The sequence below is a fragment of the Phaeobacter sp. G2 genome (assembly GCA_025163595.1).
GTDB lineage: Bacteria > Pseudomonadota > Alphaproteobacteria > Rhodobacterales > Rhodobacteraceae > Pseudophaeobacter.
In genome coordinates, this window is record CP104100.1 from 38,602 (window position 1) to 61,635 (window position 23,034).

The 23,034-nt window shown below is 57.2% G+C and carries 28 protein-coding genes; 19 read left to right on the forward strand and 9 right to left on the reverse strand.

Going from position 1 to position 23,034, the window contains the following annotated elements:
- Positions 1-69: 69 nt before the first annotated feature.
- The 4 genes from N1037_00200 to N1037_00215 form a co-directional block, all read right to left on the reverse strand.
- Entirely contained in the window at positions 70-1,176 is a 1,107-nt protein-coding gene (locus N1037_00200; GenBank protein UWS79473.1) for an extracellular solute-binding protein, read from the reverse strand.
- An 87-nt stretch (positions 1,177-1,263) separates the two neighbouring features.
- Complete coding sequence (locus N1037_00205; protein UWS79474.1) at positions 1,264-2,364, reverse strand: ABC transporter ATP-binding protein; 1,101 nt, start codon at positions 2,362-2,364, stop codon at positions 1,264-1,266.
- Between the two features lie 295 nt (positions 2,365-2,659).
- The gene (locus N1037_00210) at positions 2,660-4,054 is read right to left on the reverse strand and encodes an aspartate aminotransferase family protein (protein ID UWS79475.1); all 1,395 of its coding nucleotides are present in this window, start codon (positions 4,052-4,054) and stop codon (positions 2,660-2,662) included.
- A 65-nt stretch (positions 4,055-4,119) separates the two neighbouring features.
- A complete protein-coding gene (locus N1037_00215) occupies positions 4,120-4,809 on the reverse strand; it encodes a GntR family transcriptional regulator (GenBank protein ID UWS79476.1) in 690 nt (229 codons plus the stop codon).
- A 145-nt stretch (positions 4,810-4,954) separates the two neighbouring features.
- On the opposite strand from N1037_00215, the gene N1037_00220 reads away from it, so the two are divergent.
- The 5 genes from N1037_00220 (at position 4,955) to N1037_00240 (ending at position 10,295) form a co-directional block, all read left to right on the forward strand.
- Positions 4,955-6,040 carry a polyamine ABC transporter substrate-binding protein gene (locus N1037_00220; protein ID UWS79477.1) on the forward strand — a complete coding sequence of 362 codons (1,086 nt, stop codon included), beginning with the start codon at positions 4,955-4,957 and terminating at the stop codon, positions 6,038-6,040.
- A gap of 115 nt (positions 6,041-6,155) precedes the next feature.
- Complete coding sequence (locus N1037_00225; GenBank protein ID UWS79478.1) at positions 6,156-7,283, forward strand: ABC transporter ATP-binding protein; 1,128 nt, start codon at positions 6,156-6,158, stop codon at positions 7,281-7,283.
- Positions 7,283-8,164: an ABC transporter permease subunit gene (locus tag N1037_00230; GenBank protein ID UWS79479.1), complete on the forward strand. Its 882-nt coding sequence runs from the start codon at positions 7,283-7,285 to the stop codon at positions 8,162-8,164. The genes N1037_00225 and N1037_00230 overlap by 1 nt, the downstream gene beginning before the upstream one ends.
- A complete protein-coding gene (locus tag N1037_00235) occupies positions 8,161-8,976 on the forward strand; it encodes an ABC transporter permease subunit (GenBank protein UWS79480.1) in 816 nt (271 codons plus the stop codon). The genes N1037_00230 and N1037_00235 overlap by 4 nt, the downstream gene beginning before the upstream one ends.
- The gene (locus N1037_00240; protein ID UWS79481.1) at positions 8,976-10,295 is read left to right on the forward strand and encodes an FAD-binding oxidoreductase; all 1,320 of its coding nucleotides are present in this window, start codon (positions 8,976-8,978) and stop codon (positions 10,293-10,295) included. Before N1037_00235 ends, N1037_00240 begins: the two co-directional genes overlap by 1 nt.
- Here the strand turns inward: N1037_00240 and N1037_00245 are convergent.
- The 3 genes from N1037_00245 to N1037_00255 form a co-directional block, all read right to left on the reverse strand.
- A complete protein-coding gene (locus N1037_00245; protein UWS79482.1) occupies positions 10,268-11,014 on the reverse strand; it encodes an aminoglycoside phosphotransferase family protein in 747 nt (248 codons plus the stop codon). The two genes, N1037_00240 and N1037_00245, sit on opposite strands and share 28 nt — an antisense overlap.
- 200 nt (positions 11,015-11,214) lie before the next feature.
- On the reverse strand, positions 11,215-11,910 hold the full coding sequence (gene flgD / locus N1037_00250) for a flagellar hook assembly protein FlgD (protein ID UWS79483.1): 696 nt from the start codon (positions 11,908-11,910) through the stop codon (positions 11,215-11,217).
- A 3-nt stretch (positions 11,911-11,913) separates the two neighbouring features.
- A complete protein-coding gene (locus tag N1037_00255; protein ID UWS79484.1) occupies positions 11,914-13,803 on the reverse strand; it encodes a flagellar hook-length control protein FliK in 1,890 nt (629 codons plus the stop codon).
- A gap of 130 nt (positions 13,804-13,933) precedes the next feature.
- On the opposite strand from N1037_00255, the gene N1037_00260 reads away from it, so the two are divergent.
- The 6 genes from N1037_00260 to N1037_00285 all read left to right on the forward strand — a co-directional run bounded on the left by N1037_00260 (position 13,934) and on the right by N1037_00285 (position 17,332).
- Positions 13,934-14,230, forward strand: coding sequence for a rod-binding protein (locus tag N1037_00260; GenBank protein ID UWS79485.1), 297 nt, complete (start codon positions 13,934-13,936; stop codon positions 14,228-14,230).
- On the forward strand, positions 14,223-14,603 hold the full coding sequence (locus tag N1037_00265) for a flagellar biosynthesis protein FlgN (GenBank protein ID UWS79486.1): 381 nt from the start codon (positions 14,223-14,225) through the stop codon (positions 14,601-14,603). The genes N1037_00260 and N1037_00265 overlap by 8 nt, the downstream gene beginning before the upstream one ends.
- A 227-nt stretch (positions 14,604-14,830) precedes the next feature.
- Complete coding sequence (locus tag N1037_00270) at positions 14,831-15,655, forward strand: flagellin (GenBank protein ID UWS79487.1); 825 nt, start codon at positions 14,831-14,833, stop codon at positions 15,653-15,655.
- Positions 15,656-15,735: 80 nt separating this feature from the next.
- Positions 15,736-16,122: a flagellar biosynthesis regulator FlaF gene (flaF, locus tag N1037_00275; GenBank protein UWS79488.1), complete on the forward strand. Its 387-nt coding sequence runs from the start codon at positions 15,736-15,738 to the stop codon at positions 16,120-16,122.
- Between the two features lie 2 nt (positions 16,123-16,124).
- Entirely contained in the window at positions 16,125-16,529 is a 405-nt protein-coding gene (gene flbT, locus N1037_00280) for a flagellar biosynthesis repressor FlbT (protein ID UWS79489.1), read from the forward strand.
- Complete coding sequence (locus N1037_00285; GenBank protein ID UWS79490.1) at positions 16,526-17,332, forward strand: DUF1217 domain-containing protein; 807 nt, start codon at positions 16,526-16,528, stop codon at positions 17,330-17,332. The genes flbT and N1037_00285 overlap by 4 nt, the downstream gene beginning before the upstream one ends.
- A gap of 23 nt (positions 17,333-17,355) precedes the next feature.
- Here N1037_00285 and N1037_00290 read toward each other — a convergent pair whose 3' ends face one another.
- Positions 17,356-17,523 (reverse strand): hypothetical protein, encoded by a 168-nt coding sequence (locus tag N1037_00290; GenBank protein ID UWS79491.1) that lies wholly within the window; start codon positions 17,521-17,523, stop codon positions 17,356-17,358.
- A gap of 24 nt (positions 17,524-17,547) precedes the next feature.
- Positions 17,548-18,876, reverse strand: a complete 1,329-nt coding sequence (locus tag N1037_00295; protein ID UWS79492.1) for a FliI/YscN family ATPase — start codon at positions 18,874-18,876, stop codon at positions 17,548-17,550.
- An 88-nt stretch (positions 18,877-18,964) separates the two neighbouring features.
- On the opposite strand from N1037_00295, the gene N1037_00300 reads away from it, so the two are divergent.
- The 8 genes from N1037_00300 (at position 18,965) to flgH (ending at position 23,027) form a co-directional block, all read left to right on the forward strand.
- Entirely contained in the window at positions 18,965-19,351 is a 387-nt protein-coding gene (locus N1037_00300) for a FlgB family protein (GenBank protein ID UWS81410.1), read from the forward strand.
- A 15-nt stretch (positions 19,352-19,366) separates the two neighbouring features.
- Positions 19,367-19,759, forward strand: coding sequence for a flagellar basal body rod protein FlgC (gene flgC / locus N1037_00305; GenBank protein ID UWS79493.1), 393 nt, complete (start codon positions 19,367-19,369; stop codon positions 19,757-19,759).
- Between the two features lie 23 nt (positions 19,760-19,782).
- Positions 19,783-20,082, forward strand: a complete 300-nt coding sequence (gene fliE / locus N1037_00310; protein ID UWS79494.1) for a flagellar hook-basal body complex protein FliE — start codon at positions 19,783-19,785, stop codon at positions 20,080-20,082.
- 64 nt (positions 20,083-20,146) lie between these two features.
- Complete coding sequence (locus N1037_00315) at positions 20,147-20,359, forward strand: flagellar biosynthetic protein FliQ (protein ID UWS81411.1); 213 nt, start codon at positions 20,147-20,149, stop codon at positions 20,357-20,359.
- A complete protein-coding gene (locus N1037_00320) occupies positions 20,359-21,075 on the forward strand; it encodes a flagellar hook-basal body complex protein (GenBank protein UWS79495.1) in 717 nt (238 codons plus the stop codon). Before N1037_00315 ends, N1037_00320 begins: the two co-directional genes overlap by 1 nt.
- A gap of 10 nt (positions 21,076-21,085) precedes the next feature.
- The gene (gene flgG / locus N1037_00325; GenBank protein UWS79496.1) at positions 21,086-21,871 is read left to right on the forward strand and encodes a flagellar basal-body rod protein FlgG; all 786 of its coding nucleotides are present in this window, start codon (positions 21,086-21,088) and stop codon (positions 21,869-21,871) included.
- A complete protein-coding gene (gene flgA, locus N1037_00330) occupies positions 21,871-22,287 on the forward strand; it encodes a flagellar basal body P-ring formation chaperone FlgA (GenBank protein ID UWS79497.1) in 417 nt (138 codons plus the stop codon). The genes flgG and flgA overlap by 1 nt, the downstream gene beginning before the upstream one ends.
- Complete coding sequence (gene flgH, locus N1037_00335; protein UWS79498.1) at positions 22,287-23,027, forward strand: flagellar basal body L-ring protein FlgH; 741 nt, start codon at positions 22,287-22,289, stop codon at positions 23,025-23,027. Before flgA ends, flgH begins: the two co-directional genes overlap by 1 nt.
- Positions 23,028-23,034: the final 7 nt, after the last annotated feature.

Here is a 23,034-nt window from a genome sequence, read left to right on the forward strand (position 1 = left end):
CTTTTTTGATTGGTGGAGAAAGGGCCCAGACAATGCCGGGCCCTTTCCCGTTATCACAACGAGGTCAGATTATTGGAGCAACCAGGCCTGGAATTTTGCGTCCAGATCATCACGGTTGTCTGCCCACCACTCATAGTCATAGGTGTGCACATTGCCAGAGTTGGCAGGATCTGTTGGCATGTGAGGCGCCATTTCGATGCCCAGCACTGCGTGCTTACCAACCAGCGGTGCCGAGGAGGCACGTGCAGGACCGTAAGAGATATACGCCGCCTGATCAGCAAGACGCTGAGTGTCGGTGGCGAACTTCAGGAAGTCCATTGCGCGGGCTTTGCGGTCCGCTGGCAGACCGGCGGGAACGATCCAGCCGTCCAGGTCAAAGGACTGCATGTCCCAGAGCATACCAATTGGCTGATCCTGCTCGGCAATCGCCGAGAACAGACGACCGTTGTAGGTCGAGCCCATGATCACTTCGCCATCGGCCAACAGCTGTGGTGTTTCCGCACCAGCAGACCACCAGACAACGCTGTCCTTGATGGTGTCGAGCTTGGCCAGGGCCTGTGTTACACCTTCGTCGGTGCCCAGAACGTCATAGATGTCGTCCTTGGCAACGCCGTCGCAGTACAGAGCCCATTCCATGTTGTCGATTGGGCGCTTCTGCAGCGAGCGTTTGCCTGGGAATTTTGCCAGGTCAAAGATGTCGCAAACAGAGGTAGGTGCCTCGGCGCCAACCAGGTCGGTGCGGTAGCCAAAGGTGGTCGAATAAACGATCTGAGGCACAAAGCAGTCAGAAACCAGCAGGTCGCCAAAGTCTTCCGAGGCAGGTGTGCCATCGGGAGCGGCGGCCAGGTCTGCGTCGTGGTCCAGCTCTGCAGCGAGACCTTCGTCACACAGGCGCATGGCGTCAGACGCAACAACGTCGACCAGATCCCAGGTCACATTGCCGGCTTCGTTCATGGCGCGCAGCTTGGCAACCGCTTCAGCCGAGCTTTCGTCCCAGACGGCGCTAACGCCATCGTTTGCCGCCAGGTAGGGCTCAACATAGGCTTTGTTCTGGCTGTCCTGATAGGCACCGCCCCAGGATACCAGGGTCAGTTCGTTTGCCATGTCTTCGGCAAAGGCCGCCGGCGCGATCAGCGCCGTGGTCATAGCCAATGCTGACAGTTTTGTCATCTTCATGAGAAGTCACTCCTTGTTGAATTTCGTTCGTTAATATTTACCCTCCCGGTCATACTCGCCGGGAGTTGTGCTTGTGTACGGTATGGATCAGGCGTCCAAGGCGTGGCAGTCGTCGGGCAACCAGCCAATTTCGATCTGCTGACCGGGTTTAAGACGGACCTGATCAGGCGCATTCCGTGTCTTGATCACAAATTCATCGTTGCCTGCAACGCGCAGTCGGGTGCGAAAGATGTCACCCATGTAGATGAATTCAAGCACTTCTGCCTTCAGGGTATGAACCCCTTCGGCAAGACGATCCTTGTTGTATTCAACGCGCTCTGGGCGAATCGAAACACGCGTCCGCTCGCCCGGCTTGCTGACGTTGACGGGCCGACAGTCGATCAGCTCACCACCGTCCAGCTGCACCAGCGCGACACCGTTGTTGATCTCTTTGACGGTGCCTTCGAGCGTGTTGTTTTCACCGATGAACTGCGCAACAAAGCTGTTCTGCGGTTCTTCATACAGCTTGTCTGGCGGCGCCAACTGCTGAATGCGGCCATCTTCAAACACCGCAACCCGGTCCGACATCGTCAGGGCTTCGGTCTGGTCATGGGTCACATAGACCACAGTAATGCCCAGGCGGTGCGCCAGGTGGGTGATTTCAAACTGCATCTTTTCCCGCAGCTGTTTGTCCAGCGCGCCAAGCGGTTCATCCATCAAAACCAGCTCGGGCTCAAACACCAGCGCCCGCGCCAGGGCGATACGCTGCTGCTGTCCACCAGAAAGCTGCGAAGGACGACGGCCACCAAAGCTGCCCATTTCCACCATATCCAACGCGCGCTTTACCTTTTCCTCACGCTCGGATTTGCCCATCTTGCGGACTTCCAGCGGGAAGGAGAGGTTTTCGGCAATGGTCATGTGCGGGAACAGGGCATAATTCTGAAACACCATGCCGATGCCACGTTTATGCGGCGGGATGTTGTTGATCGAGGTGCCACCAAGGCGAATATCGCCATGGGTTGCCGTCTCAAATCCAGCCAACATCATCAAGCAGGTGGTTTTACCGGAACCCGAGGGGCCCAACATGGTGAGGAACTCACCTCTGGGCATAATGAGGTTCAGGTCTTTTACGACAAGATTTTCACCATCGTAGCTCTTTTGCACGCGTTCGAATTCTACGAACGCGTCAGTATTAGACGCATCAGCCAAAGCAGGCTCCCCGTTTTTTATAATCGGCAGATTGGTTCTGCGCTTCTGACGTGATGTAAGCATACCCTTGCCGGGGGATGCAACCGCATCATCCATTAATAATTATCAGACCAGCTTAGGCCGCAACGATAGACACTTTGGACTCACAGCGCCCCCCAACGACAGATTTGCGACAGATTTGTGCAGTTTCCGCTAACACTGGGGAACTCTTGTTCACCATAAACAAAAAGGCCTCGCACCTGATGGGGTGCAAGGCCTGGGGTGCTTTGGCCAGGTTGTTCTTTGCCGCGCAGGGTCAGGCGCTGTGCAGCAGATCCTTTTCCTGCAGAATTGCATAACACTCATCCAGCGAGCTCCGGGCCCGCGCGATCAGGACATCAATCTCCTCAGGGGTGATCACCAGTGGTGGTGAAATAATCATCCGATCGCCCACATGCCGCATAACGAGGTTATTGGCAAAGCAGCGCTCGCGGCAGATAAACCCGACAGTTCCCGCCTCGGTCGCAAAGCCCGCCCGGCTGTCTTTGTTCGGAACCAGGGCAATCGACCCCATCATGCCGACGATCTTGGCTTCGCCTACCAGCGGGTGATCTGCCAGCGCTTCCCATTTCTCTTTCAGATAGGGCGCCGCAACATCCTGAACATGACCAACGACATTCTCTTCTTCGAGAATACGCAGGTTTTCCAGCGCCACAGCCGAGGCCACGGGATGGCCGGAATAGGTATAGCCATGGTTAAACTCATCCGAGCCAATGACCGCTGCAACCTCATCGCTGACAATTGAGCCGCCGATGGGCGCATAGCCGGACGACAATCCCTTGGCGATGGTCATGATATCCGGACGAATTCCCATGGTTTGCGAGCCAAACCAATTGCCGGTGCGACCAAACCCACAGATCACCTCATCCGCGATCAGCAGGATTTCATATTTGTCGCAGATGCGCTGGATCTCAGGCCAATAGGTGGCAGGCGGCACGATAACACCGCCAGCGCCCTGGACAGGTTCAGCGATAAAGGCGGCAACCCGATCTTCGCCCAGTTCCAGAATCGCGGCTTCCAGCTCCTGCGCCCGTGCCAAACCAAAATCATCCTCGGAGGTGTCGCCACCTTCGGCCCACCAATGGGGCTGGTTGATGTGATGAATATCCGGGATCGGCAGCCCGCCCTGCGCGTGCATCCCGCTCATACCGCCCAGCGAGCCACTGCCCACAGAAGAGCCGTGATAGGCATTATGGCGACTGATAATGACCGATTTTGTTGGCTTACCCTTCAGCGCCCAATAGTGCCGCACCATACGGATATTGGTGTCGTTTGCCTCAGATCCTGAACCCGCAAAAAACACGTGGTTCAAATCACCTGGTGCCAGCTCAGCAATTTTGGCGGCCAATGCAATCACCGGCACATGGGTGGTTTGGAAAAAGGTGTTGTAATAGGGCAGTTCCCGCATCTGGCGCGCAGCCACATCGGCCAGCTCATCGCGGCCATAGCCAATGTTGACACACCACAGGCCCGCCATGGCGTCTAGGATCTCATTTCCCTCACTATCGGTCAGGGTAACACCCGTCGCACGGGTAATGATGCGGCTGCCCTTTTCGGCCAATTCGCCGTTGGCGGTAAAGGGGTGCATATGGTGGGCAGCATCCAAAGCCTGCAATTCGGCCGTGGGCATGTGATTGGTGATCGCGTTCATCAGGCAGACTCCGTCAATGAGAGATTGGCCCTAGAATATGATCAAATTTCTCCTTGTCAATCGAATCAGTTGGCGCTGACCAGCCCCTGACTCACTTGTTCCATGCCCTGTTCGACGTCTTTTTCCATCGCCAGCGCCACTTTTTCTGCCTCCCCCCGACGCATGGCCTCAATGATGTCCTTATGGCGGTCCGGGAAACTCTGGGTTCCAAAGCGACCGCAGACCACCCGCAGCGAAGGACCAAAGCGCAGCCACAGCCGGTCTGCCAAATCCGACATGATCGGCGCGTCGGCGCAGGCATAGAGTTCGGAATGGAAGCTGTAGTTCTGCACCAAATAGCCGGTGACATCCCCCGCAGAAATCGCCTGATCCAGGGCGGTATCAATGGCTTCCAAACGGGCGATCTGATCGGCAGATATGCGCAGAGCAGCCCGGCGTGCAAGCTCTGACTCTATTGTTTTTCTTACAAAAATCAGCTCATCTATATCCTCAGACCGCAGCAAGGGCACCGAGACCCGGCGGTTGCCCTGAAACATCAAAGCCCCATCGGAAATCAACCGCCGAATGGCCTCACGTACCGGGGTCATGCCCGCCCCCAATGACTCGGTCAGCCCCTGGATGGTGACCGCCTGCCCTGGGGCCAGCTCGCCAAAGAGAATTTGCGCGCGCATCTTTTGATAGACGGTCTCATGGGCGGGCAGTTTTGGCCTATCATCCGGGGCGGCCTGGTCTGCGTGAGATGCTAATTTGGTCACCGACACTTGCGATTATCCTCCTAAATTTTGAGCAGCTTGCACGAAGTTCTGCCCGGTGGAAACATAAACAGTATTGCCGAATGAGGTAAAACTTGATCAAATCTAGTTCAGCCGGGCTCACACCGGTACCCACAGGGAGATTTCCATGACACTCAAAATGCTCACAACCACCACCGCCGTCGCCTTGCTCGGCTCGGTCGCCATGGCAGACGAAGTACGCGTCTACAACTGGTCCGACTATATTGATGAAGCACTGCTGGAAAAGTTCGAGACTGAAACCGGTATCGAACTGATCTACGATGTCTTTGACAGCAATGAACTGCTGGAAACCAAAATGCTGGCCGGTGGATCTGGGTATGACGTTGTGGTGCCCAGTGGCACATTCCTGCAGCGTCAGATTATCGCCGGGTCTTTCCAAAAGCTGGACATGTCCAAGCTGCCTAACCACAAGAACATGTGGGATGTCGTGGAAACCCGCACCGAACAATATGACCCGGACAATGCCTATTCCATCAACTACATGTGGGGCACCACCGGCATCGGCGTAAACATCGGCAAAGTCAAAGAACTGCTGGGCGACGATGCGCCGATCAACTCGCTTGAGCTGGTCTTTAACCCCGCCAATATGGAAAAGCTGAGCGAATGCGGCGTGCACTTCCTGGATGCGCCTGCTGAAATGATCCCGGCCGCGCTGAAATACATCGGCGAAGACCCCAACAGCCATGACCCCGAGGTGCTGGCCAAGGCCGAAGCCGTCTTCATGGGCATTCGCCCCTATATCCAGAAATTCCACTCGTCCGAGTATATCAATGGTCTGGCGAACGGCGATATCTGCGTTGCTGTTGGCTGGTCCGGGGACGTGCTGCAGGCCCGCGATCGCGCTGCTGAGGCCGACAATGGCGTCGAAATCGCCTATCATGCAGCCGTCGAGGGCGCGCAGATGTGGTTTGACCAGATGGCCATCCCAGTTGATGCACCAAACCCGGATGCGGCGCATGCCTTCCTGAACTTCATCATGGATCCGCAGAATATGGCGGCCGCATCGAACTATGTGTATTACGCCAACGGCAACATGGCCTCGCAAGAGTTCCTGGCTGAAGACGTGGTCGGCGATCCGGCGATCTACCCCGATGCGGATACACTGGCCAACCTCTTCACCACCACCCCCTATGCCCCCAAGGTACAGCGTGTGGTGACCCGCATGTGGACCAAAATCAAATCAGGCACCTGATCTCAGACGCTTGATCCGGCGGGGCGCCCAGCGCGCCCTGCCATTGCCTAATTGCGACAAACCTCTGATAACGTGGCTTGCAGTCCGCGTTTTCAGAAATTGCGGGGGACGCAGCTTGACCATTCCTGTATTCGAACCCTGGAACGATCCAGAGGCCAAGCCTTTGATCCAGTTTCAGAACGTCACAAAACGATTTGGTGATTTCACGGCGATCGACGACCTGACCATCGGCATCTATGAGAAAGAGTTCTTTGCGCTTTTGGGCCCATCGGGCTGCGGCAAGACCACCATGATGCGGATGCTTGCCGGGTTTGAAACCCCCTCTGAGGGAAAGATCTTTCTGGCCGGTCAAGACATGGCGCCGGTGCCTCCGAACAAGCGCGCCACCAATATGATGTTTCAGTCCTACGCGCTGTTCCCGCATCTGAGCATCTGGGAAAACATCGCCTTTGGCCTGAAGCGCGAAGGCATGGCCAAGCCCGAGATCAGCAACCGAGTGGACGAAATGCTGCGCCTGACCCGGCTGGAGAAATTTGCCAGCCGCAAGCCGCACCAAATATCGGGTGGTCAGCGTCAGCGGGTTGCTCTGGCACGCTCACTTGCCAAAAAGCCCAAGCTTCTGCTGCTGGATGAACCCCTGGGTGCGCTAGACAAAAAGCTGCGTCAGGACACCCAGTTTGAGCTGATGGACATTCAGGAAAAGACCGGCACCACCTTTGTCATTGTGACCCATGACCAGGAAGAGGCGATGACCGTCGCCAGCCGCGTCGCGGTAATGGACAACGGCAGGATCATCCAGGTCGCGACCCCGGACCGTATCTATGAAACGCCCAATTCGGTCTATGTTGCTGATTTCATCGGCGAGGTGAACATCATCGGCGGGACCGCCACCCCAAATGGCGAAGACAGCTATTCAATGGCCTGGAAGGACGGGCAAGCGCCCCTGAATGTCAAATCGCCAAACCCTTTCTCCGACGGTCAGCCCTGTCATCTGGCGATACGCCCAGAGAAAGTCACCATTACTTCTGACAAACCCACTGATGTCGATAATGCGGTGGAGGGAAAGATCCTCGATATCGCGTATCTCGGCAATATCTCCACCTATCATGTCGAACTGCCCTCTGGCGCGGTGATCAAGGCGCAAAGCGCCAACACCCGCCGCATTTCACGTCGTGCTTTCACTTGGGAAGACACTGTCTGGCTGTCCTGGACCGCCACGGCAGGCGTTCTGTTGGCTGAATAATGCGCCGCTTTACCCTGATCGCTGTCCCGTATCTCTGGCTCTTGGCGCTGTTTTTGGTGCCCTTTGTCATCGTGTTTAAGATCTCGCTTTCCGATGTGGCCCTGGCCCGTCCGCCCTATACGCCGCATTTTGACTGGGCGACCGGAATTTGGGCCTTCCTGTCAGAGCTGGATTTTGAAAACTTCGCCTGGTTGACCCAGGATGATCTCTACTGGAAAGCCTATCTCAGCTCGCTGAAGATCGCCCTGATCTCGACCACGCTGACGCTCTTGGTTGGCTATCCGATGGCCTATGCCATGGCACGCGCGCCCGAAGAATGGCGTGCAACCCTGATGATGTTGGTGATTCTGCCGTTCTGGACCAGCTTTCTGATCCGGGTTTATGCCTGGATGGGCATCCTGTCGAACGAAGGCTTTCTCAATCAGTTCTTGCTGTGGACCGGGGTGATTTCCGAACCGCTCACCATCCTCAACACCAATACCGCCGTCTATATCGGTATCGTTTACACCTATCTGCCGTTTATGATCCTGCCGATCTATGCCGCCCTTGAACGGCTGGACGAATCGCTGATTGAGGCCGCCGAGGATCTGGGCTGTTCGCGCCTGTCGGCCTTTTGGCTGGTGACTATCCCGCTGTCGAAAAACGGCATCATCGCCGGCTGTTTTCTGGTCTTCATCCCGGTGCTGGGCGAATTCGTCATTCCATCGCTGCTGGGCGGATCTGACACGCTGATGATCGGTAAGGTCCTGTGGGAAGAGTTCTTCTCCAACCGCGACTGGCCCGTGGCATCTGCAGTGGCAGTTGTGCTGTTGCTGCTCTTGATCATTCCCATTGTGCTGTTCCAGCGCAATCAGCAAAAACAGCAGGAGGCCGAACAATGAAACGCATGAGCTGGTTCAATACGGTCTCGCTGACGCTTGGCTTTGCCTTCCTCTATGTGCCGATGCTGATTCTGGTGATCTACAGTTTCAACGAAAGCAAACTTGTCACCGTCTGGGCGGGGTTCTCGACCAAATGGTACGGCGAGTTGATGCAGAACGAAGCCTTTCTCAACGCCGCATGGGTGACGATCAAAGTCGCGGTGGTCTCGTCAACAATCGCAACGGTTCTGGGCACCATGGCCGCCTATGTTCTGGTGCGTGGGGGACGGTTTATGGGGCGCACCCTGTTTTCAGGGATGATCTACGCGCCCCTGGTGATGCCCGAAGTCATCACCGGCCTATCGCTGCTTTTGCTGTTCATCGGCATTGGGTTGGATCGCGGTGTGCTGACCATCGTGCTGGCCCATACGACATTTTCCATGTGCTATGTCTCAGTGGTGGTCTCTTCACGGCTGGTGACCTTTGACAGGTCGCTGGAAGAGGCGGCGCTGGATCTGGGCTGTTCCCCCGTCGAGGCCTTTCGCCTGGTCACCTTGCCAATTATCGCGCCTGCGGTGGTGTCAGGCTGGCTCCTGGCCTTTACCCTGTCGCTGGACGATCTGGTTATCGCCTCCTTCACCTCGGGACCTGCGGCCACAACCCTGCCGATCAAGATCTACTCGGCGGTGCGCCTTGGGGTGTCTCCTGAGATCAATGCGCTTTCGACCCTGATGATCGCGATTGTCACCATCGGCGTCCTTACCGCCTCGCTGGTCAACAAACGCCAGATCGTACGGCAAAAGCGCGATGAAAATGCCGCGGAGCGCAGCTGATGCGGCGGATCTTTTCCGCCTATGCCTATGGTCCCGGCCCCCGCGAAAATTGCTGGTGGGATGAGACCATAGCCGCCCCTCTCTGGCCTCAGCAGGCCGGAGAGATGCAGGTTGACGTTGCAGTCATCGGTGGTGGCTTTACCGGAATGTCAGCTGCGCTGCATCTGGCAGAAAGTGGCGCCCGCGTTGCGGTTCTGGAGGCGGAAACCCCCGGCTGGGGCGCCTCCGGGCGCAACGGCGGCTTTTGTTGCCTGGGCGGTACCATGCTGTCGGGCAGCGCCATGCAGCGCAAGTTCGGCGATGAAGCCACCAGAACCTATATGGAGGCAGAGCTGGCCGCAATTGATCTGGTACGCGGCCTGCTGGACCGCCACGGGATCGCAGCAGACACCCATTCCAAGGGGGAAACCCGGATGGCGCACAGCCCGCGCGCCATGGCTGCCCTGCGTCGCGAAGCCGAGGAAATCACCGCGGCGGGCGGCACCGCGCATCTTCTGGAACAAGACGCGCTCGCAGATCAGGGTCTGAACGGAACCTTCTTTGGCGCCCTGACAGCACCTGTTGGGTTTGGCCTCAACCCGCGCAAGTATCTCTTTGGCATTGCCCGCGCCGCTGAAAACGCAGGTGCCAGTCTTTTCCAAAACAGCCCCGTAACCCACCTGGCGTCCGCGTCCGACGGGCATCTCCTAACCACCCCTGGTGGGCAAGTTCGCGCCAAACAAGTGATCATTGCCACCAATGGATACTCTTGGGACGGTCTGCCAAAGTGGCTGTCAGGTCGGTATCTGCCCGCACAATCAAGCGTCATGGTCACCCGCCCTTTGACGGATGACGAGTTGCAGGCACAGGGTTGGTTCAGCGATCAGATGGCCTATGACACCCGCAACCTGCTGCACTATTTCCGCCTGATGCCGGACCGGAGGTTCCTGTTTGGTATGCGCGGCGGGCTGTTTGCCTCGCCCCGTGCAGAGGCCTCTATTCGCCGACTTCTGCGCAAGCATTTTGACACCATGTTTCCGGCCTGGCGTGGCGTAGAAGGCACCCATTTCTGGTCCGGGATGGTCTGCATGTCGCGTAACCTTGTGCCCTTTGTTGGGCCGGTTCCCGATACTCCGGGGATGTTTGCGGGGCTGTGCTATCACGGCAATGGCGTCGCCATGGGCAGCTATGCCGGGCGGTTGCTGGCGGATCTGGTACAGGGCCGCGCGCCTGATCTGCCCTATTCGCCGGTGATGCAGGGCATGGCCCGGTTTCCCTTTGGCCCAGCCCGCCGCATCGTCATGCCACCAGCCTATGCTCTGTTGGGAATGCAGGATTGATCCATGGCTGCCCGTTCCAGCTCAAAGGCGTGCTGGTCCACCGGATTTCCATCGGCGCAGCGCCACAGGCAATACGCCGCCATACGCCAGTGAAACCAAGGCTTTAACGACAGGTAGCGCCCCACGACCGCTGTATCAGGATAGGCCGCAAGAAAGGCCTCCTCTTCAGCCGGTGACAGCGCAGCGCCCCGGTACAGCACCTGCATGGCTGGTGACAAAAACAGCGCCAGATCCTCGCTTGGGTCGCCCATTTGCGGGCATTGCCAGTCGATCAGGGTCAGCGTGCCATCATGCGCCAATAGGTTTCCCGGCACCGGATCCCCGTGGATCAGCGACAGCAGCGGCAAAGGTGGCACCTGACCGATGGGGCGCAGTGCCCGCAGCTCTGCCACACGATCGGGGTCTGCGGTGCACCGGTTGAGAATCGCATCCCCCTGCGCCTCCAGCGCGGCGCTGCCATTGACGCCGCGCGGCAAGCCGCTGAATTCAGGTTGGTCATGCAACCGACCCAAAAGCTGGGCAACATGGCCGCTGTCGCGCTGCCAGGGCGCTCCGGTGATGTGACCATAGATCAGCCAATCATGGCCTTCAAAGCGCCCCGCCCCCAACAGGACAGGCACCATGCCAGTCCCGGCAAGAGCCACAAGCGCGGCGGCTTCCCGAGCGGGATCATTGGCAAACAGCGGATTGTCATGCTGACGCTGATAGAGCTTTACCACCCTGTCGCCACAGCGCCAGACCCGGTTAGAGCGCCCCCCCTGCAACGGCAAGGGCGCAGCGACATCTAGCCCCTGCGCCGTGAGCGATCGAAAAAACCGCTGGTCAAAATCTATATCCAGGCCTTGCAGGGCATCACACTCCGGTCGGTGCCCCGTTTAACCGCAGGGCACCCTCTCTAGACCTCGCGACGCCCGCTGAATCAAGCCTCTTCTGGCGCAGGTGTTTCTGCGCTTGGATCCCGCAACGCGGTCACAGAGGTTGCCAGAATCGCAAACCCGGTCTCGTTGATCAAGACCACGTCACTGCCTGCAAGTTGGGTTTCCTGAACGGTGGTGTAAACTTCCGCCATCTCTGACAGGACAACCTCACCATCCACCGAGCTCTCAACGATAAAGGTATAGTCCCCGGCCGGGGCCATATCACCGCTGAAATCGGTTCCATCCCAATCATAGGGCTCCGCGCTCACCGGCAGCTCAATGCGGTTGACCTCGTCACCATCGGCATTTCGCACCACCAGCGTGACTTCATCCGCTGCGGCTGCAGGGTTGGGCGACACATTGACCGGGTTGACGCCATCAAAACTCGCCGCCGTGGCTGCGCGCACTTGCATGCCCACCCAGCCGGTCAGCGCCGCCATATTGCCCAGTCCCAACTGCTCCAGCGCCGAGCCAAGGTTGTCATTGGTCAGAACCTGCTGTTCAACCATCGAGAATTCCGCCAGCTGTGAGGCGTATTCCGTGTTGTCCATCGGCTCTGTCGGATCCTGATATTTGGCCTGCGCCGTCAACAGCTTGATGAAGGTGTCAAAATCAGATGTCAGGTTGGTACCGCCACCAGCGGCGGAACTGTTTGTTGTTGCGGTGTTATAGTTGTTGCCGGAAACTTCGGTTGTCATCAGTTAGACCCTCATGTCCACGCCGGCATTTCCCAGCCGGAGATGTTGTACCTGTTTTTCTGCAAGCTCAGTTGCAGACAGGTCGTCCATTTCAGTTGTTCCGGATCTGCCCGGTCCGGATTTGCTATCGCCTTCGCTACTGGTGTGACCACCCGAGGCGCCACCACCGTTGAATTCGAAGGAAACCGTTTCAAAGCCCATTTTTCGGAACTCATCCGCCAACTCGTTGATATGGCGGCGCATCAGGTCGCCGGTTTCAGCACGCTCGGTCTGGATGACCACGGTAATGCCGGTTTCGCTGGTGGAGACCCGCATCTTGACCCGACCCAGTTCCTCTGGGTTCAGCGCCACATCAACGTTGCGCTCCCCCTTGGCAACAAAAGCCTGGGCCAGCTGCGCCGCAACCAGGCGTGGGGTTTCAGGTCGATGCACAGTTCCGGGCTGAAAAACGGCTTCGGTCAATAGCTGTGACAGGCCCGGCAAATTCGACGGGGTTTCAAAGCTCAGCAGTGGCGAATCGGCACTCTGCCCGCCCTTAGCTGCGGCATCCCCGGCAAGCATCTGGGCCGTAAAGGCCTGTTGAACAGCGCTGATCTGCACAGCTGCGGCTGTCGGTTTGGTGGCTGGAGTGGCACTCGCATTTCCGGATACCACGGCCTGCGCTTCACGTGATTCGCGTGCGCGGCCTTCTGCGCGGCGGCCCGGTTCAGTGGGAGCTGCGGTGCGGGTTTGCCCCGCAACGGCTGCCAGAACCTCACCGGAGCTCGCGGATTTTCCAGTTGTTTCCCGCTGCGAAGTCTCGGCTTTGGTCTCTGCGGCGGGCTCATCCACCTGCGCGGCCTTGGCCTCATTCACCCCGGCGGTTTGTGGCATAGGTGTCGATTTGCCGGTGGTGGTACGCGAATCGCCTGGACGAAGAGCACCATCCTGAGACCGGGCACCAGCCAGTACAGTGGATGCGACCTCTGGCGTATCACTCTGCGCCTGGTCCGGTTTTGCAGCCTGACCCGCGTCCACAGCATCGGCTGGGCTTTGGGTCTGTGCCGCTACCGCCTGGGTGGAGCTTTTCTGTGCGGCAGTCGATGTCTGTGCTGTCGTCGCAGCAGCCAGGCCGGCGGCGGCTGGCTGAGCAGACGTGCGGCTAACATTTACCGCCTCGCCCTCAACAGCCTCAGTCATCGATTCGGGAGCGGCCTCTGCCAGTGTCACCTGCGCGGTGACATCATCGCCTTCACCACCCGCGATAGCGGCCGCTGCATTGCTAACAGGCGCATTGGCAACAGGTGCAGTCTTGCCGGTCTTTCCAGCCATCTCAGGATCTGCTGAGGCGCTTGCAGTGGTTGGTTTCAGGTCAGCGTCTTGGCGCAGGCCCAAAGGCGGCACCTCTGCCCCCTGCGCCGCGCTCTCTGTTTCACCAGCCACCATTGCAGTCTCAGCTTCAGTGTCACCGTCTGTTGCATCAGCCTCGGTGTCACCGTCTGTTGCATCAGCCTCAGAGCCCTCTGCAGCAGCGCCTTCGGTAAATTCTTCAGTTTGCTGGGGAATATTGCCTTCGATCGCGTCCGAATCTACAGCGGTTTCGGCGGTTTTCACCCCGTCTTTGGGGTCAGGTGCATCCGCGCTCTCAGCTGCAGTTGATTTACCGGCATTGGAGCCGTTCTGGTCAACTGCTTTGGATCGCTCTTTTGCTTCCCGCTGCTCTTCTGCCTTCTCCGCCCGAACCGAGCGATCTCTTTCCGCCGCCGATCTCGTCTCTTGCTGTCTGGCACGATCGTCCAGGTGGTCGGAAAAGCTGCGATTTGCTTGCTGCCGCTGCGGGCCTTCTGCCGCCTTGGCGCCAACTGGGTCTGCAGCGCCTGAGCGCACCTGACCAAAGAGTAGATTTGTAAGCATTAGGATTCCAGACGTTCTATCTCGATATCCCCAGCTTTAGGCCAAAGGAGTTACGGTAATTTTAACCGCTCTTGGGGCAGTCTGTAAAAAATCAAGCAAATCTGAATTAAACCTAGAGACGAGGTGCAGAATGCCCAATCTAACAACAGTTCATCCGGCGCCCCCACCGCCGCCCAAGCTTCAGGCGGCATCACAGGATGCTGCGATTCGCGATGCTGCAAAACAGCTAGAAGCTTCTTTTCTTACAGAAATGCTGAAATCTGCCGGGCTTGGAAAAAGCCGCGAAGGACTTGGCGGTGGCGGCGAGGGCGAAGATCAGTTCAGCAGTTTTCTGATCCGCGCCCAGGCCGAACAAATTACCGAAGCCGGCGGCATTGGCCTCGCCGAATCGCTGTATCACGCAATGAAGGATTCCTCGAATGACTGATCTAAACGCACAACTGACTCACCAGACTCCTCAAAGCCTTATTGATGAGCTGGACGAAATTCTGGACCAGGAACGCAGCGCCCTGGTGCGCGGTGAACTGAACCAGATCCAGGAACTGTTGACCCGCAAAGAAACAATCATCGCGCAGCTCAATGAGATCGGCACACTCGAACGCGCGGACCTCGCGCAAGTGCAGACAAAGGTCTCGCGAAACCAGGAGCTGCTCAACAGTGCCATGGAAGGCATCCGCAGTGTCGCTACACGTATGGCTGAGCTGCGCCGGGTCAAAAAGGGACTTGATGTATATGACCGCGCCGGGCGCAAGGAAAGCTATGGCACCATAACGGGTCAACGTCTGGAGAAACGCAGCTAAGCCAGGCGAGCTAAGTCGCGCCAGGGTTTAGTAAAATTCTACGGATTGTAGATTTCGGCATTAGCACTCCCTTAGCACCTTTCGCGGCAATGTCTCCTTGCATCTCATAACTGAGGTGGCGCGAAAGCCGGCAGGCTGAACGCATTGTCAGAAAGACGCCAAAACGCCCTTCGGGGCAGGGAAAACTACTGAGACCAAAGTGTCTCACTCGCTAAAGGAATAAAGCTATGACCAGCATTCTGACAAACAATGGCGCAATGGTTGCTCTGCAGACGTTGTCCTCCATCAACAGCGACCTGACAGATACTCAGAACCAGATCTCTACTGGTAAAGAAGTCGGCGCCGCCAAAGACAACTCTGCCATCTGGGCGATTTCCAAGGTTATGGAATCGGACGTTGCAGGTTTTGAAGCCGTATCCGACTCGCTGTCGCTGGGTGAATCCACTGTTGCTGTTGCAACTGCAGGCGCCGAGCAGATCACCGAACTTCTGAAAGAGATGAAGGAAAAAGTTGTTGCGGCAACTGGTGAAAACGTTGATCACACCAAACTCGAAGCTGACGTGGACGAGCTGAAAAACCAGATTACTTCGGTAATTGGCGCGTCTCAGTTCAACGGCGCCAACCTGCTGAACACCGCCGGTGGCGACATCACTGTTCTGTCTTCGCTGGACCGTGATGCATCTGGTGCTGTGACCGCCTCCAACATCACCGTCGATTCGGTTGATTTTGAAGCCGGCCTCACCCTGTCATCCGTTGACATGACTGATGCGACAACTGCTGAAGCCTCGATTGACGACATCGAAGCCCTGATCCAGGCTGCCGTTGATGGCGCTGCGGCTCTGGGTGCCTCGGCTGCACGTATCGAGCGTCAGAACGAGTTTGTCACCAAAGTGACCGACGCCATGAAGTCCGGCATTGGTTCGCTTGTCGACACCAACATGGAAGAAGCATCCGCCCGACTGAAAGCTCTGCAGACACAGCAGCAACTTGGTGTTCAGGCGCTGTCCATTGCCAACTCGGCTCCGGAAACTCTACAGCAGCTGTTCCGTTAACAGACCTAACCCAGGGCGTGTCTTTCACGCCCTGGGTCCCTTCTCAGAGAATCTGAAGAAATAATACGTTAGGAAAACACGTGAACGCACTTCTGAAAGCGAAGAGTGCCTATACCGCGGCGAATGCCTCGACCAAGACAACCACAGATCATGAGTATGATATCGTTGCTCGTGCGACCCAAAATTTACTTGCCGCCCACAAGACCGCTAGTACGAAAAAGGGCGCCGAAGGCTTTGCTGTATTAGCCGAGGCACTGCATAAAAATCGCAAGATGTGGACCATCTTCGCAGTTGATCTTGCTGCAAAAGAGAACCAATTGCCGCAAGATGTTAAAGAGAATCTGTTTTACCTAGCCGAGTTCACCCGCCAACACACCAGCAAGGTCCTATCGCGTAAAGCGAATGTGAGAGCGCTGATTGAAGTCAACATGGCCGTCCTGCGCGGCCTCCGTAGCGGAGCAACCTAAATATGAGTGGACTTGTTCTTAAACTTGCCCCTAAAGAGCGGGTTTTGGTAAATGGTGCTGTCATCGAAAATGGTGACCGACGGAGCCGTCTGTCTATCGTTACCCCGGATGCCAATATCCTGCGCCTACGGGATGCCATCCATCCCGAAAACGCCAATACACCTGTCCGCCGCGTGTGCTATGCAGCGCAGCTGGTTCTGACCGGCGATAGTGACCCAGAAGAAGATCGTCTGCCTATGCTGCGTCGGATCGAAGAGCTGAGCCAGGTCTTTGTCGACGCCGATAGCCGCTCGGCCCTGGCCGAAGCAACAGAAGCCCTGTTGGAAGACAATCATTACAGGTGTCTGAAGTCCCTGCGCACTTTGCTGCCACGGGAAGAACGCTTGATGGCGATCCGTCCGTCATGAGCTTTGCACCCACCATCCCTTCGACCGGATTGACTGGTTGGGCCTTTTTGCAGTCTACCTACGACCGCCAGTTTGAGCACTTCAACAAGGACCCGGTCCTGGAGCGCGACAACGAGTACTTCATGGAAAACATCAAAAAGGTCAAAACCGCAGAGGATCTGGTTTCTGACTATCGCCTGCTGGAAGTGGCCTTGAATGCATTTGGTCTCGCCAGTGAGATCAATTCAAAGGCGATGATTCAGAAAGTGCTTGAAGATGGGAGCGAAGCGGATGATGCCTTGGCCAACAAGCTAGGCGACGACCGCTGGATCGACTTCACAAATGCATTCAAGTTTGGCCCCGGCCTCGCTCCCGTGACCGGCCTGACCTACAAAATGCAGGAAGTCGCCGACAAAAATGTGGTGCAGTCTTTTGAAGACGCGGTTGGGCAGCAGGACGTTTCCATGCAGATCGCTCTTTATGCTGAACGGGAACTGGTGGATCTGGTCACCTTCGATGACGAAGGCGAAGAACTGTCAATCACCGGACAATGGCTCAACATCATTGGTCAGCCGCAGCTTCAAACCATGATGCAGACCGCACTTGGATTGCCAAGTGATCTGGCACTGCTTGATATCGACCAGCAGGTCGGCATCATGCAGGACGCTGCAAAAAAACGGTTTGGGTCTGACGATCTCACCATGTTTTCGGATCCGGAACAGTTGGAAAAACTGGTCAATACCTATCTGGCACGGACCGAACTGAACGCTTACTCAGGCGCCGCATCCTCTGGAGCCCTGGCGCTTTCGCTGCTGCAAGCCTGAGCAAAGCCTCCAAAACCGATAGGTCAAACTGAAATGAGGGCGATCCAGGTAGACTGGAACACGCCCTTTTTTCTATTTCCGCCGTTTCTTTCTGTTTTCAGCCCGTTTTGGCCGACATGATGCTCAATAATGCAGGGCTGTGCGCCCGCATAAAGGGCAAAAAGCTGTTCAACTTCTTGCCCTTTCGACATCAGCTCCCCTCTAGGGACCTGCCCCTAGCGCCCTCTGGTGGCGCGGCGCAGCATCAGCTGCAGGCGGTTAAAGCTGTTGGAAATCCCGCTAGGATCTTCTTTGCCAAAAAAGGCATCCAGTTCCGGCCAGATCTTCACCGCCTGATCCAAAACTGCATCATTGCCTTCGGAATACAGGCCCGCGCGGATCATCACTTCGGATTGCTCATAAGATCCCAGGAATTTGCGGACCTCCAGAATGGCAGCGTTCTCTTCTTCTGTTGCCGCCGCTGGCAAACTCCGCGAGACCGAGCGCGAGACATCAACCGCCGGGAACCGTCCGCGCTCGGCGATCTCCCGGTTGAGCACGATATGCCCGTCCAGAACACCACGCAGGATATCCGCGATGGGTTCATCCATGTCAGAGCCCGCCACCAGAACGCTGAACACCGCCGTGATGTCGCCCTGGCCATTAGCGCCAGGACCAGCCCGTTCGCAGAGCCCGGTGATCAGAGGCGTGACAGAGGGCGGGTAGCCGCGCAACGATGGGGCCTCGCCCGAAGCCGCGGAAATCTCCCGGTGGGCCTCGGCAAAACGCGTCACCGAGTCGGCCATGAACAGGACGTTTTTACCCTGATCGCGGAAATGTTCAGCGATGGTCATAGCAGCCCAGGCACTGCGACGGCGCACCAGCGCCGACTGATCAGAGGTGGCAGCCACAACAACCGCCCGTTTCATGCCTTCTGGCCCCAGAACCTCTTCGACAAAGTGATTCACTTCGCGTCCACGTTCGCCAATCAGCGCCATGACCACGACATCGGCCTGCATAAATTGCGCCATTTTTGCGAGCAAAGTCGATTTACCAACACCAGAGCCCGCAAAAAGACCAATACGCTGGCCCTGTACGATGGGGAGAATCGTATTGAACACCGACAGCCCGGTCTCCAAACGCGCCCCCATATGACGCCGTCCTGCCGCTTTTGGAGGCGGCGCCATCAGATCCCGCGCCTGTTCTCCGCGCAGCATGGGCCTGCCATCCAGGGGTTCGCCAAAGGGATCAATCACCCGGCCGATCCAGTTATCACCCGGGGCAAATGCTGGCGCCGGGCGCAGCATCACACGATCGTTCATCGCGACGCGATCTGGCGCACGATCAGGTAACATACTGATTTTACTATCACTAATCTTCAGGACTTCGCCGTGCAATTCATCACCCGGCCCCCGCACAAGCACCAGGCGATCGCCGATTCGCGCTTCGCGTTCCAGGCCGGATATTTCGATTTCTCCCCCGGAAATTCCGCTGACGCGCCCCATGGAAGTTGCCAATTTCTTACTGGCGATTTGTTCGGTCAAAGCTTTCAGCTCTGGAATCATGGCCTGAGGCCTCCAACTAGTTCCTGAAACAATTTCTAAAGGAATCAGGGTTAAGCCTTGATTGAAATTGATCGAGGGAGAAGCCCCGGTGTTCACCGAACTGAACGTTTTTAAAATTGCATATTCGATGGCCAGCCACGCAGGTAAGCGTCAGGCGCTGGTGGCGGAAAACATCGCCAATGCGGATACGCCTGGATATCACGCCAAGGATATCAAACCTTTTAAAGAGGTCTATGCCGCCGGGCCGCGCCCGGGCGATATGGTGGCCTCACGCGGCTCGCATCTGAATGGCATCAACGGCTCCAACATGAATTGGGCCGTGACCACGTCGCCCAGCGGCGCCGACCCCAACGACAACTCCGTCTCGCTTGAGACCGAAATCCTTAATGGGGTTGAGGTCAAGCGCCAGCATAGCCGGGCGCTTGCCATCTATAAATCATCAATGAACATTCTGCGCACCAGTTTGGGGCGCTAAAGGGGAACATGAGCCATGAGTGAATTTTCCAATTCCCTGAGTGTGACCGCCAGCGGCCTGAAAGCACAGGCGACCCGGCTGCGTCACGTCTCTGAAAACATCTCCAACGCCGACACCCCTGGGTATCGCCGCAAGAGCGTGCCTTTTGAGGCAGCGCGCGATCTGGAGAACGATGTGGAACGGGTCAAGACTGGTCGCGTCGTCCTCGATCGCAGTGACCTGGAAAATGTCTATGACCCTTCGCATCCCCTGGCGGATGAAAGCGGTCACTACGAGGGATCGAACGTAGATCTGATGATCGAGATCGCCGACGCCCGCGAGGCGCAACGCAGCTATGACGCAAACCTGAAAATGTTCGAACAAACCCGTGGAATGTCAGCTTCGCTGATGGACCTTCTGAGAAAATAATCTAACACCCGAGGAGATCCAGAATGGATATTCGCTCTATCACTGCCGCCGCTGGTGGCTATGCTGCCGCCCGTCCCGCCACCAAAGCGGACCCGGAATTTGCTGGCCCCAGCCCCACCGATCAGCTGCGCTCAAGCTTTGCCAATTTTGCCAACACCATGCAGGTTGGTGAACAGACCGCCGTTCAGTCAATGACTGGCGGTGGTGATCCCCACGCGCTGGTTCAGGCTCTGGCCCAGACCGAGCTGGCGGTTGAGACCGCAGTGACCGTGCGCAACAAGGTGGTCGAAGCTTATCAAGAAATCCTGCGGATGCCGGTCTAAGCCAATGATGAGCGAAGGCCAATTCTACGATACCCTACGACAGGCTCTTTGGGCCGGGGTCACCATGTCATCGCCGATCCTGGCGGTGGCCCTGGTCGTCGGTCTCGCCATTGGCCTGTTTCAGGCTCTGACATCCGTACAGGAAATGACCCTCACCTTTGTCCCCAAACTGGCGGCGATTGTCGTCGTGTTCTGGATGTCCATGGGGTTCATGACTCAAACACTCGTGGCCTTTTTTAACGGCCATATCATTCCTTTGATCGCAGGAGTTTCTTGATGGGAAACGTAGGCTACGCAACCCTCTCCCGGCAGACCGGTTTGATGCGCGAAATGCGTGTGGTGGCGAATAACATCGCAAACGCTGCCACCACGGGCTACCGCTCTGAAGGGCTGATTTTTTCCGAATTTGTCCAATCCTCTCCGGGCCAGCAATCCCTATCGATGGCGCGAGCGAATATTTTCAACACCTCCATGGAACAGGGCCAGCTGACCCAGACCGGGGGCTCCTTTGATTTTGCAATCGAGGGCGACGCCTATTTCATGATCGAAACCCCGCTTGGGGAACGGCTGACCCGCTCAGGCGCTTTTTCTCCCAATGCGGCCGGCGATCTGGTGACCATGGACGGCCACAAGGTTCTGGATGCAGGCCGCGCGCCGGTCTTTATTCCGGGCACCGCTGAATCCATTCACGTCGGGGCCGATGGCACCATTACCGCCGATGGTAATACCGTCGGTCAGATTGGCCTGTTCCAGCCAGACGAAGAAACCACCTTGATGCGCGAGGATGGCGTGATGTTCCGCGCCGAGGGCGAAATTGTAGAGTCCGAAACCGCCAAAGTGGTGCAGGGATTTCTGGAGGGATCCAACGTCAATGCCATCACCCAGGTGAGCCGAATGATTGAAATCCAGCGCGCCTATGAAATGGGCCAAAGTTTTCTGGAAACAGAAGACCAGCGCATCCGCAACGCCATTGAAAAACTGATCAAGTCATAGGAGACCACCCATGCGTGCCCTAAAAATCGCCGCAACAGGTATGAGCGCGCAGCAGCTGCGTGTTGAAACCATCGCGAACAACTTGGCCAACATGAACACCACGGCCTACAATCCACGCCGCGCCGAATTTGCCGATCTGCACTACCAGCAAGTCACCCGTGCCGGCACCGTGAATGCCTCTGATGGGACCATCCTGCCCACCGGTGTTCAGGTGGGTCTGGGTGTTCGTCCCGCCGCCATTTCCGTGCATCTGCAACAGGGTGCCCCGGAACAGACAGGCAATGATCTGGATGTTGCCATCGAGGGTAAGGGCTACCTGGAAGTCACCCTGCCGTCGGGTCAAAGCGGCTATACCCGCGATGGCTCGCTGAAACGCTCGGCCGAGGGGCTGATTGTCACCTCTGACGGCTATACGGTAGCCCCGGATGTGACCGTTCCTGACGACGCAATCAGCATCTCGATCAATGGCTCCGGCGAAGTCTACGCCTATTTTGAAGAGACCGCCGAAGGCCAGCTTCTGGGCCAGTTCAACCTTGCCAGCTTTACCAACCCCAAGGGTCTGGAAGCCATTGGCAGCAATCTCTTTTCCGAAACCGAGGCCTCAGGCGCTCCAAATGTATCAACCGCCGGCGAAAACGGACTTGGCACCTTCCGCCAGGGCTATCTCGAAGGCAGCTCTGTCGATTCAGTCCGCGAAGTCACCGAGTTGATCGAGGCACAGCGTGGCTATGAAATGAACTCCAAAGTCATCTCTGCAGTCGATCAGATGATGTCTGCGACGACACAGATCCGCTAATGAAACACATTCTCGCCCTTCTCATCGCCCTGACAGCTCAGACCGCCTGGGCCGAAATTCTGGTGCCCCTACGGACCATTCGGGCCAAAGAGATCATCCTTGCCACCGATCTGACCTTCAAACCGGTCAATGTGGCTGGGGCATTGTCAGATGCAAACGAAGTGGTGGGAATGGAAGCACGTGTGCCGCTTTATCCTGGTCGCCCCATGCGGCCCAGCGATATCGGCCCACCCGCCATCGTCGACCGAAACGACCTTGTCACACTCGCCTTTCGCCGCAATGGGCTGACCATCATGGCAGAGGGCCGCGCCCTGGGACGAGGATCCGAAGGGGAATGGATCAAGGTTATGAACTTGGCATCACGGAGCACCGTGACCGGGCGTGTAAACGCAGACGGGTCAGTAGAGGTAAAATAATGAACACGAAATCAATTGCCACCAAACTTGCGCTGACTGGTCTGGTCTTGCTGGGGGCCTGTGGCCGCATGGATCATCTTGGCAAACCACCAACCCTGTCCGAAACCACCGAGTCGCCGGAACATGTTGCCATGCTGTGGCAGGGGCTACCGACAGAGGTCCAGAACCAGCGCGCGGTGGATGGAGCTTCTTTGTGGAGCGGCTCGCAAAACTCGCTGTTGGGGGATCGTCGTGCCGTGAACCGCGGCGACATCCTGACTGTTGTCATTGAATTCGACGAAGAGGCCGAAATTTCCAACGGCACCAGCCGCTCGCGCTCTAGCGCAGAAAGCATGGGGGTTCCGCAGCTCTTTGGCCTGCCGCAGCGCATTGATGGCAAACTTCCCGAAGGTGCCTCGATGGCAAACGCCGTTGATCTGACCGGGGCCAGCAGCTCCAAGGGCAACGGATCGGTAAAGCGCAACGAAAAGCTGGAAATGCGTGTTGCTGCAACCGTGGTCGATGTGCTGCCCAATGGGGTGCTAGCTATCAGCGGCAAACAGGAGGTTCGGGTCAACTTCGAACTGCGTGAGCTTTTGGTCTCGGGCTATGTGCGTCCCCAAGATATCAGCCGTCAGAACCAGATCACCTATGACAAAATCGCCTCGGCGCGGATCTCATATGGTGGCCGTGGTCAGATCACCGATGTGCAACAACCGCGATACGGCCAGCAAGTGCTGGACGCGATCCTACCATTCTGAGGTGACA

What these genes read in the sequence shown, in the direction of transcription:
- flgA (UWS79497.1), top strand. Translation starts at nt 21,871, where the DNA reads ATGAAACACATTCTCGCCCTTCTCATCGCCCTGACAGCTCAGACCGCC.
- flbT (UWS79489.1), top strand. Translation starts at nt 16,125, where the DNA reads ATGAGTGGACTTGTTCTTAAACTTGCCCCTAAAGAGCGGGTTTTGGTA.
- N1037_00230 (UWS79479.1), top strand. Translation starts at nt 7,283, where the DNA reads ATGCGCCGCTTTACCCTGATCGCTGTCCCGTATCTCTGGCTCTTGGCG.
- N1037_00315 (UWS81411.1), top strand. Translation starts at nt 20,147, where the DNA reads ATGTCATCGCCGATCCTGGCGGTGGCCCTGGTCGTCGGTCTCGCCATT.
- N1037_00290 (UWS79491.1), bottom strand. Translation starts at nt 17,523, where the DNA reads ATGTCGAAAGGGCAAGAAGTTGAACAGCTTTTTGCCCTTTATGCGGGC.
- fliE (UWS79494.1), top strand. Translation starts at nt 19,783, where the DNA reads ATGGATATTCGCTCTATCACTGCCGCCGCTGGTGGCTATGCTGCCGCC.
- N1037_00265 (UWS79486.1), top strand. Translation starts at nt 14,223, where the DNA reads ATGACTGATCTAAACGCACAACTGACTCACCAGACTCCTCAAAGCCTT.
- N1037_00255 (UWS79484.1), bottom strand. Translation starts at nt 13,803, where the DNA reads ATGCTTACAAATCTACTCTTTGGTCAGGTGCGCTCAGGCGCTGCAGAC.
- N1037_00240 (UWS79481.1), top strand. Translation starts at nt 8,976, where the DNA reads ATGCGGCGGATCTTTTCCGCCTATGCCTATGGTCCCGGCCCCCGCGAA.
- N1037_00200 (UWS79473.1), bottom strand. Translation starts at nt 1,176, where the DNA reads ATGAAGATGACAAAACTGTCAGCATTGGCTATGACCACGGCGCTGATC.
- N1037_00270 (UWS79487.1), top strand. Translation starts at nt 14,831, where the DNA reads ATGACCAGCATTCTGACAAACAATGGCGCAATGGTTGCTCTGCAGACG.
- flgG (UWS79496.1), top strand. Translation starts at nt 21,086, where the DNA reads ATGCGTGCCCTAAAAATCGCCGCAACAGGTATGAGCGCGCAGCAGCTG.
- N1037_00235 (UWS79480.1), top strand. Translation starts at nt 8,161, where the DNA reads ATGAAACGCATGAGCTGGTTCAATACGGTCTCGCTGACGCTTGGCTTT.
- flgH (UWS79498.1), top strand. Translation starts at nt 22,287, where the DNA reads ATGAACACGAAATCAATTGCCACCAAACTTGCGCTGACTGGTCTGGTC.
- flgC (UWS79493.1), top strand. Translation starts at nt 19,367, where the DNA reads ATGAGTGAATTTTCCAATTCCCTGAGTGTGACCGCCAGCGGCCTGAAA.
- N1037_00285 (UWS79490.1), top strand. Translation starts at nt 16,526, where the DNA reads ATGAGCTTTGCACCCACCATCCCTTCGACCGGATTGACTGGTTGGGCC.
- N1037_00220 (UWS79477.1), top strand. Translation starts at nt 4,955, where the DNA reads ATGACACTCAAAATGCTCACAACCACCACCGCCGTCGCCTTGCTCGGC.
- N1037_00320 (UWS79495.1), top strand. Translation starts at nt 20,359, where the DNA reads ATGGGAAACGTAGGCTACGCAACCCTCTCCCGGCAGACCGGTTTGATG.
- N1037_00295 (UWS79492.1), bottom strand. Translation starts at nt 18,876, where the DNA reads ATGATTCCAGAGCTGAAAGCTTTGACCGAACAAATCGCCAGTAAGAAA.
- N1037_00210 (UWS79475.1), bottom strand. Translation starts at nt 4,054, where the DNA reads ATGAACGCGATCACCAATCACATGCCCACGGCCGAATTGCAGGCTTTG.
- flgD (UWS79483.1), bottom strand. Translation starts at nt 11,910, where the DNA reads ATGACAACCGAAGTTTCCGGCAACAACTATAACACCGCAACAACAAAC.
- N1037_00260 (UWS79485.1), top strand. Translation starts at nt 13,934, where the DNA reads ATGCCCAATCTAACAACAGTTCATCCGGCGCCCCCACCGCCGCCCAAG.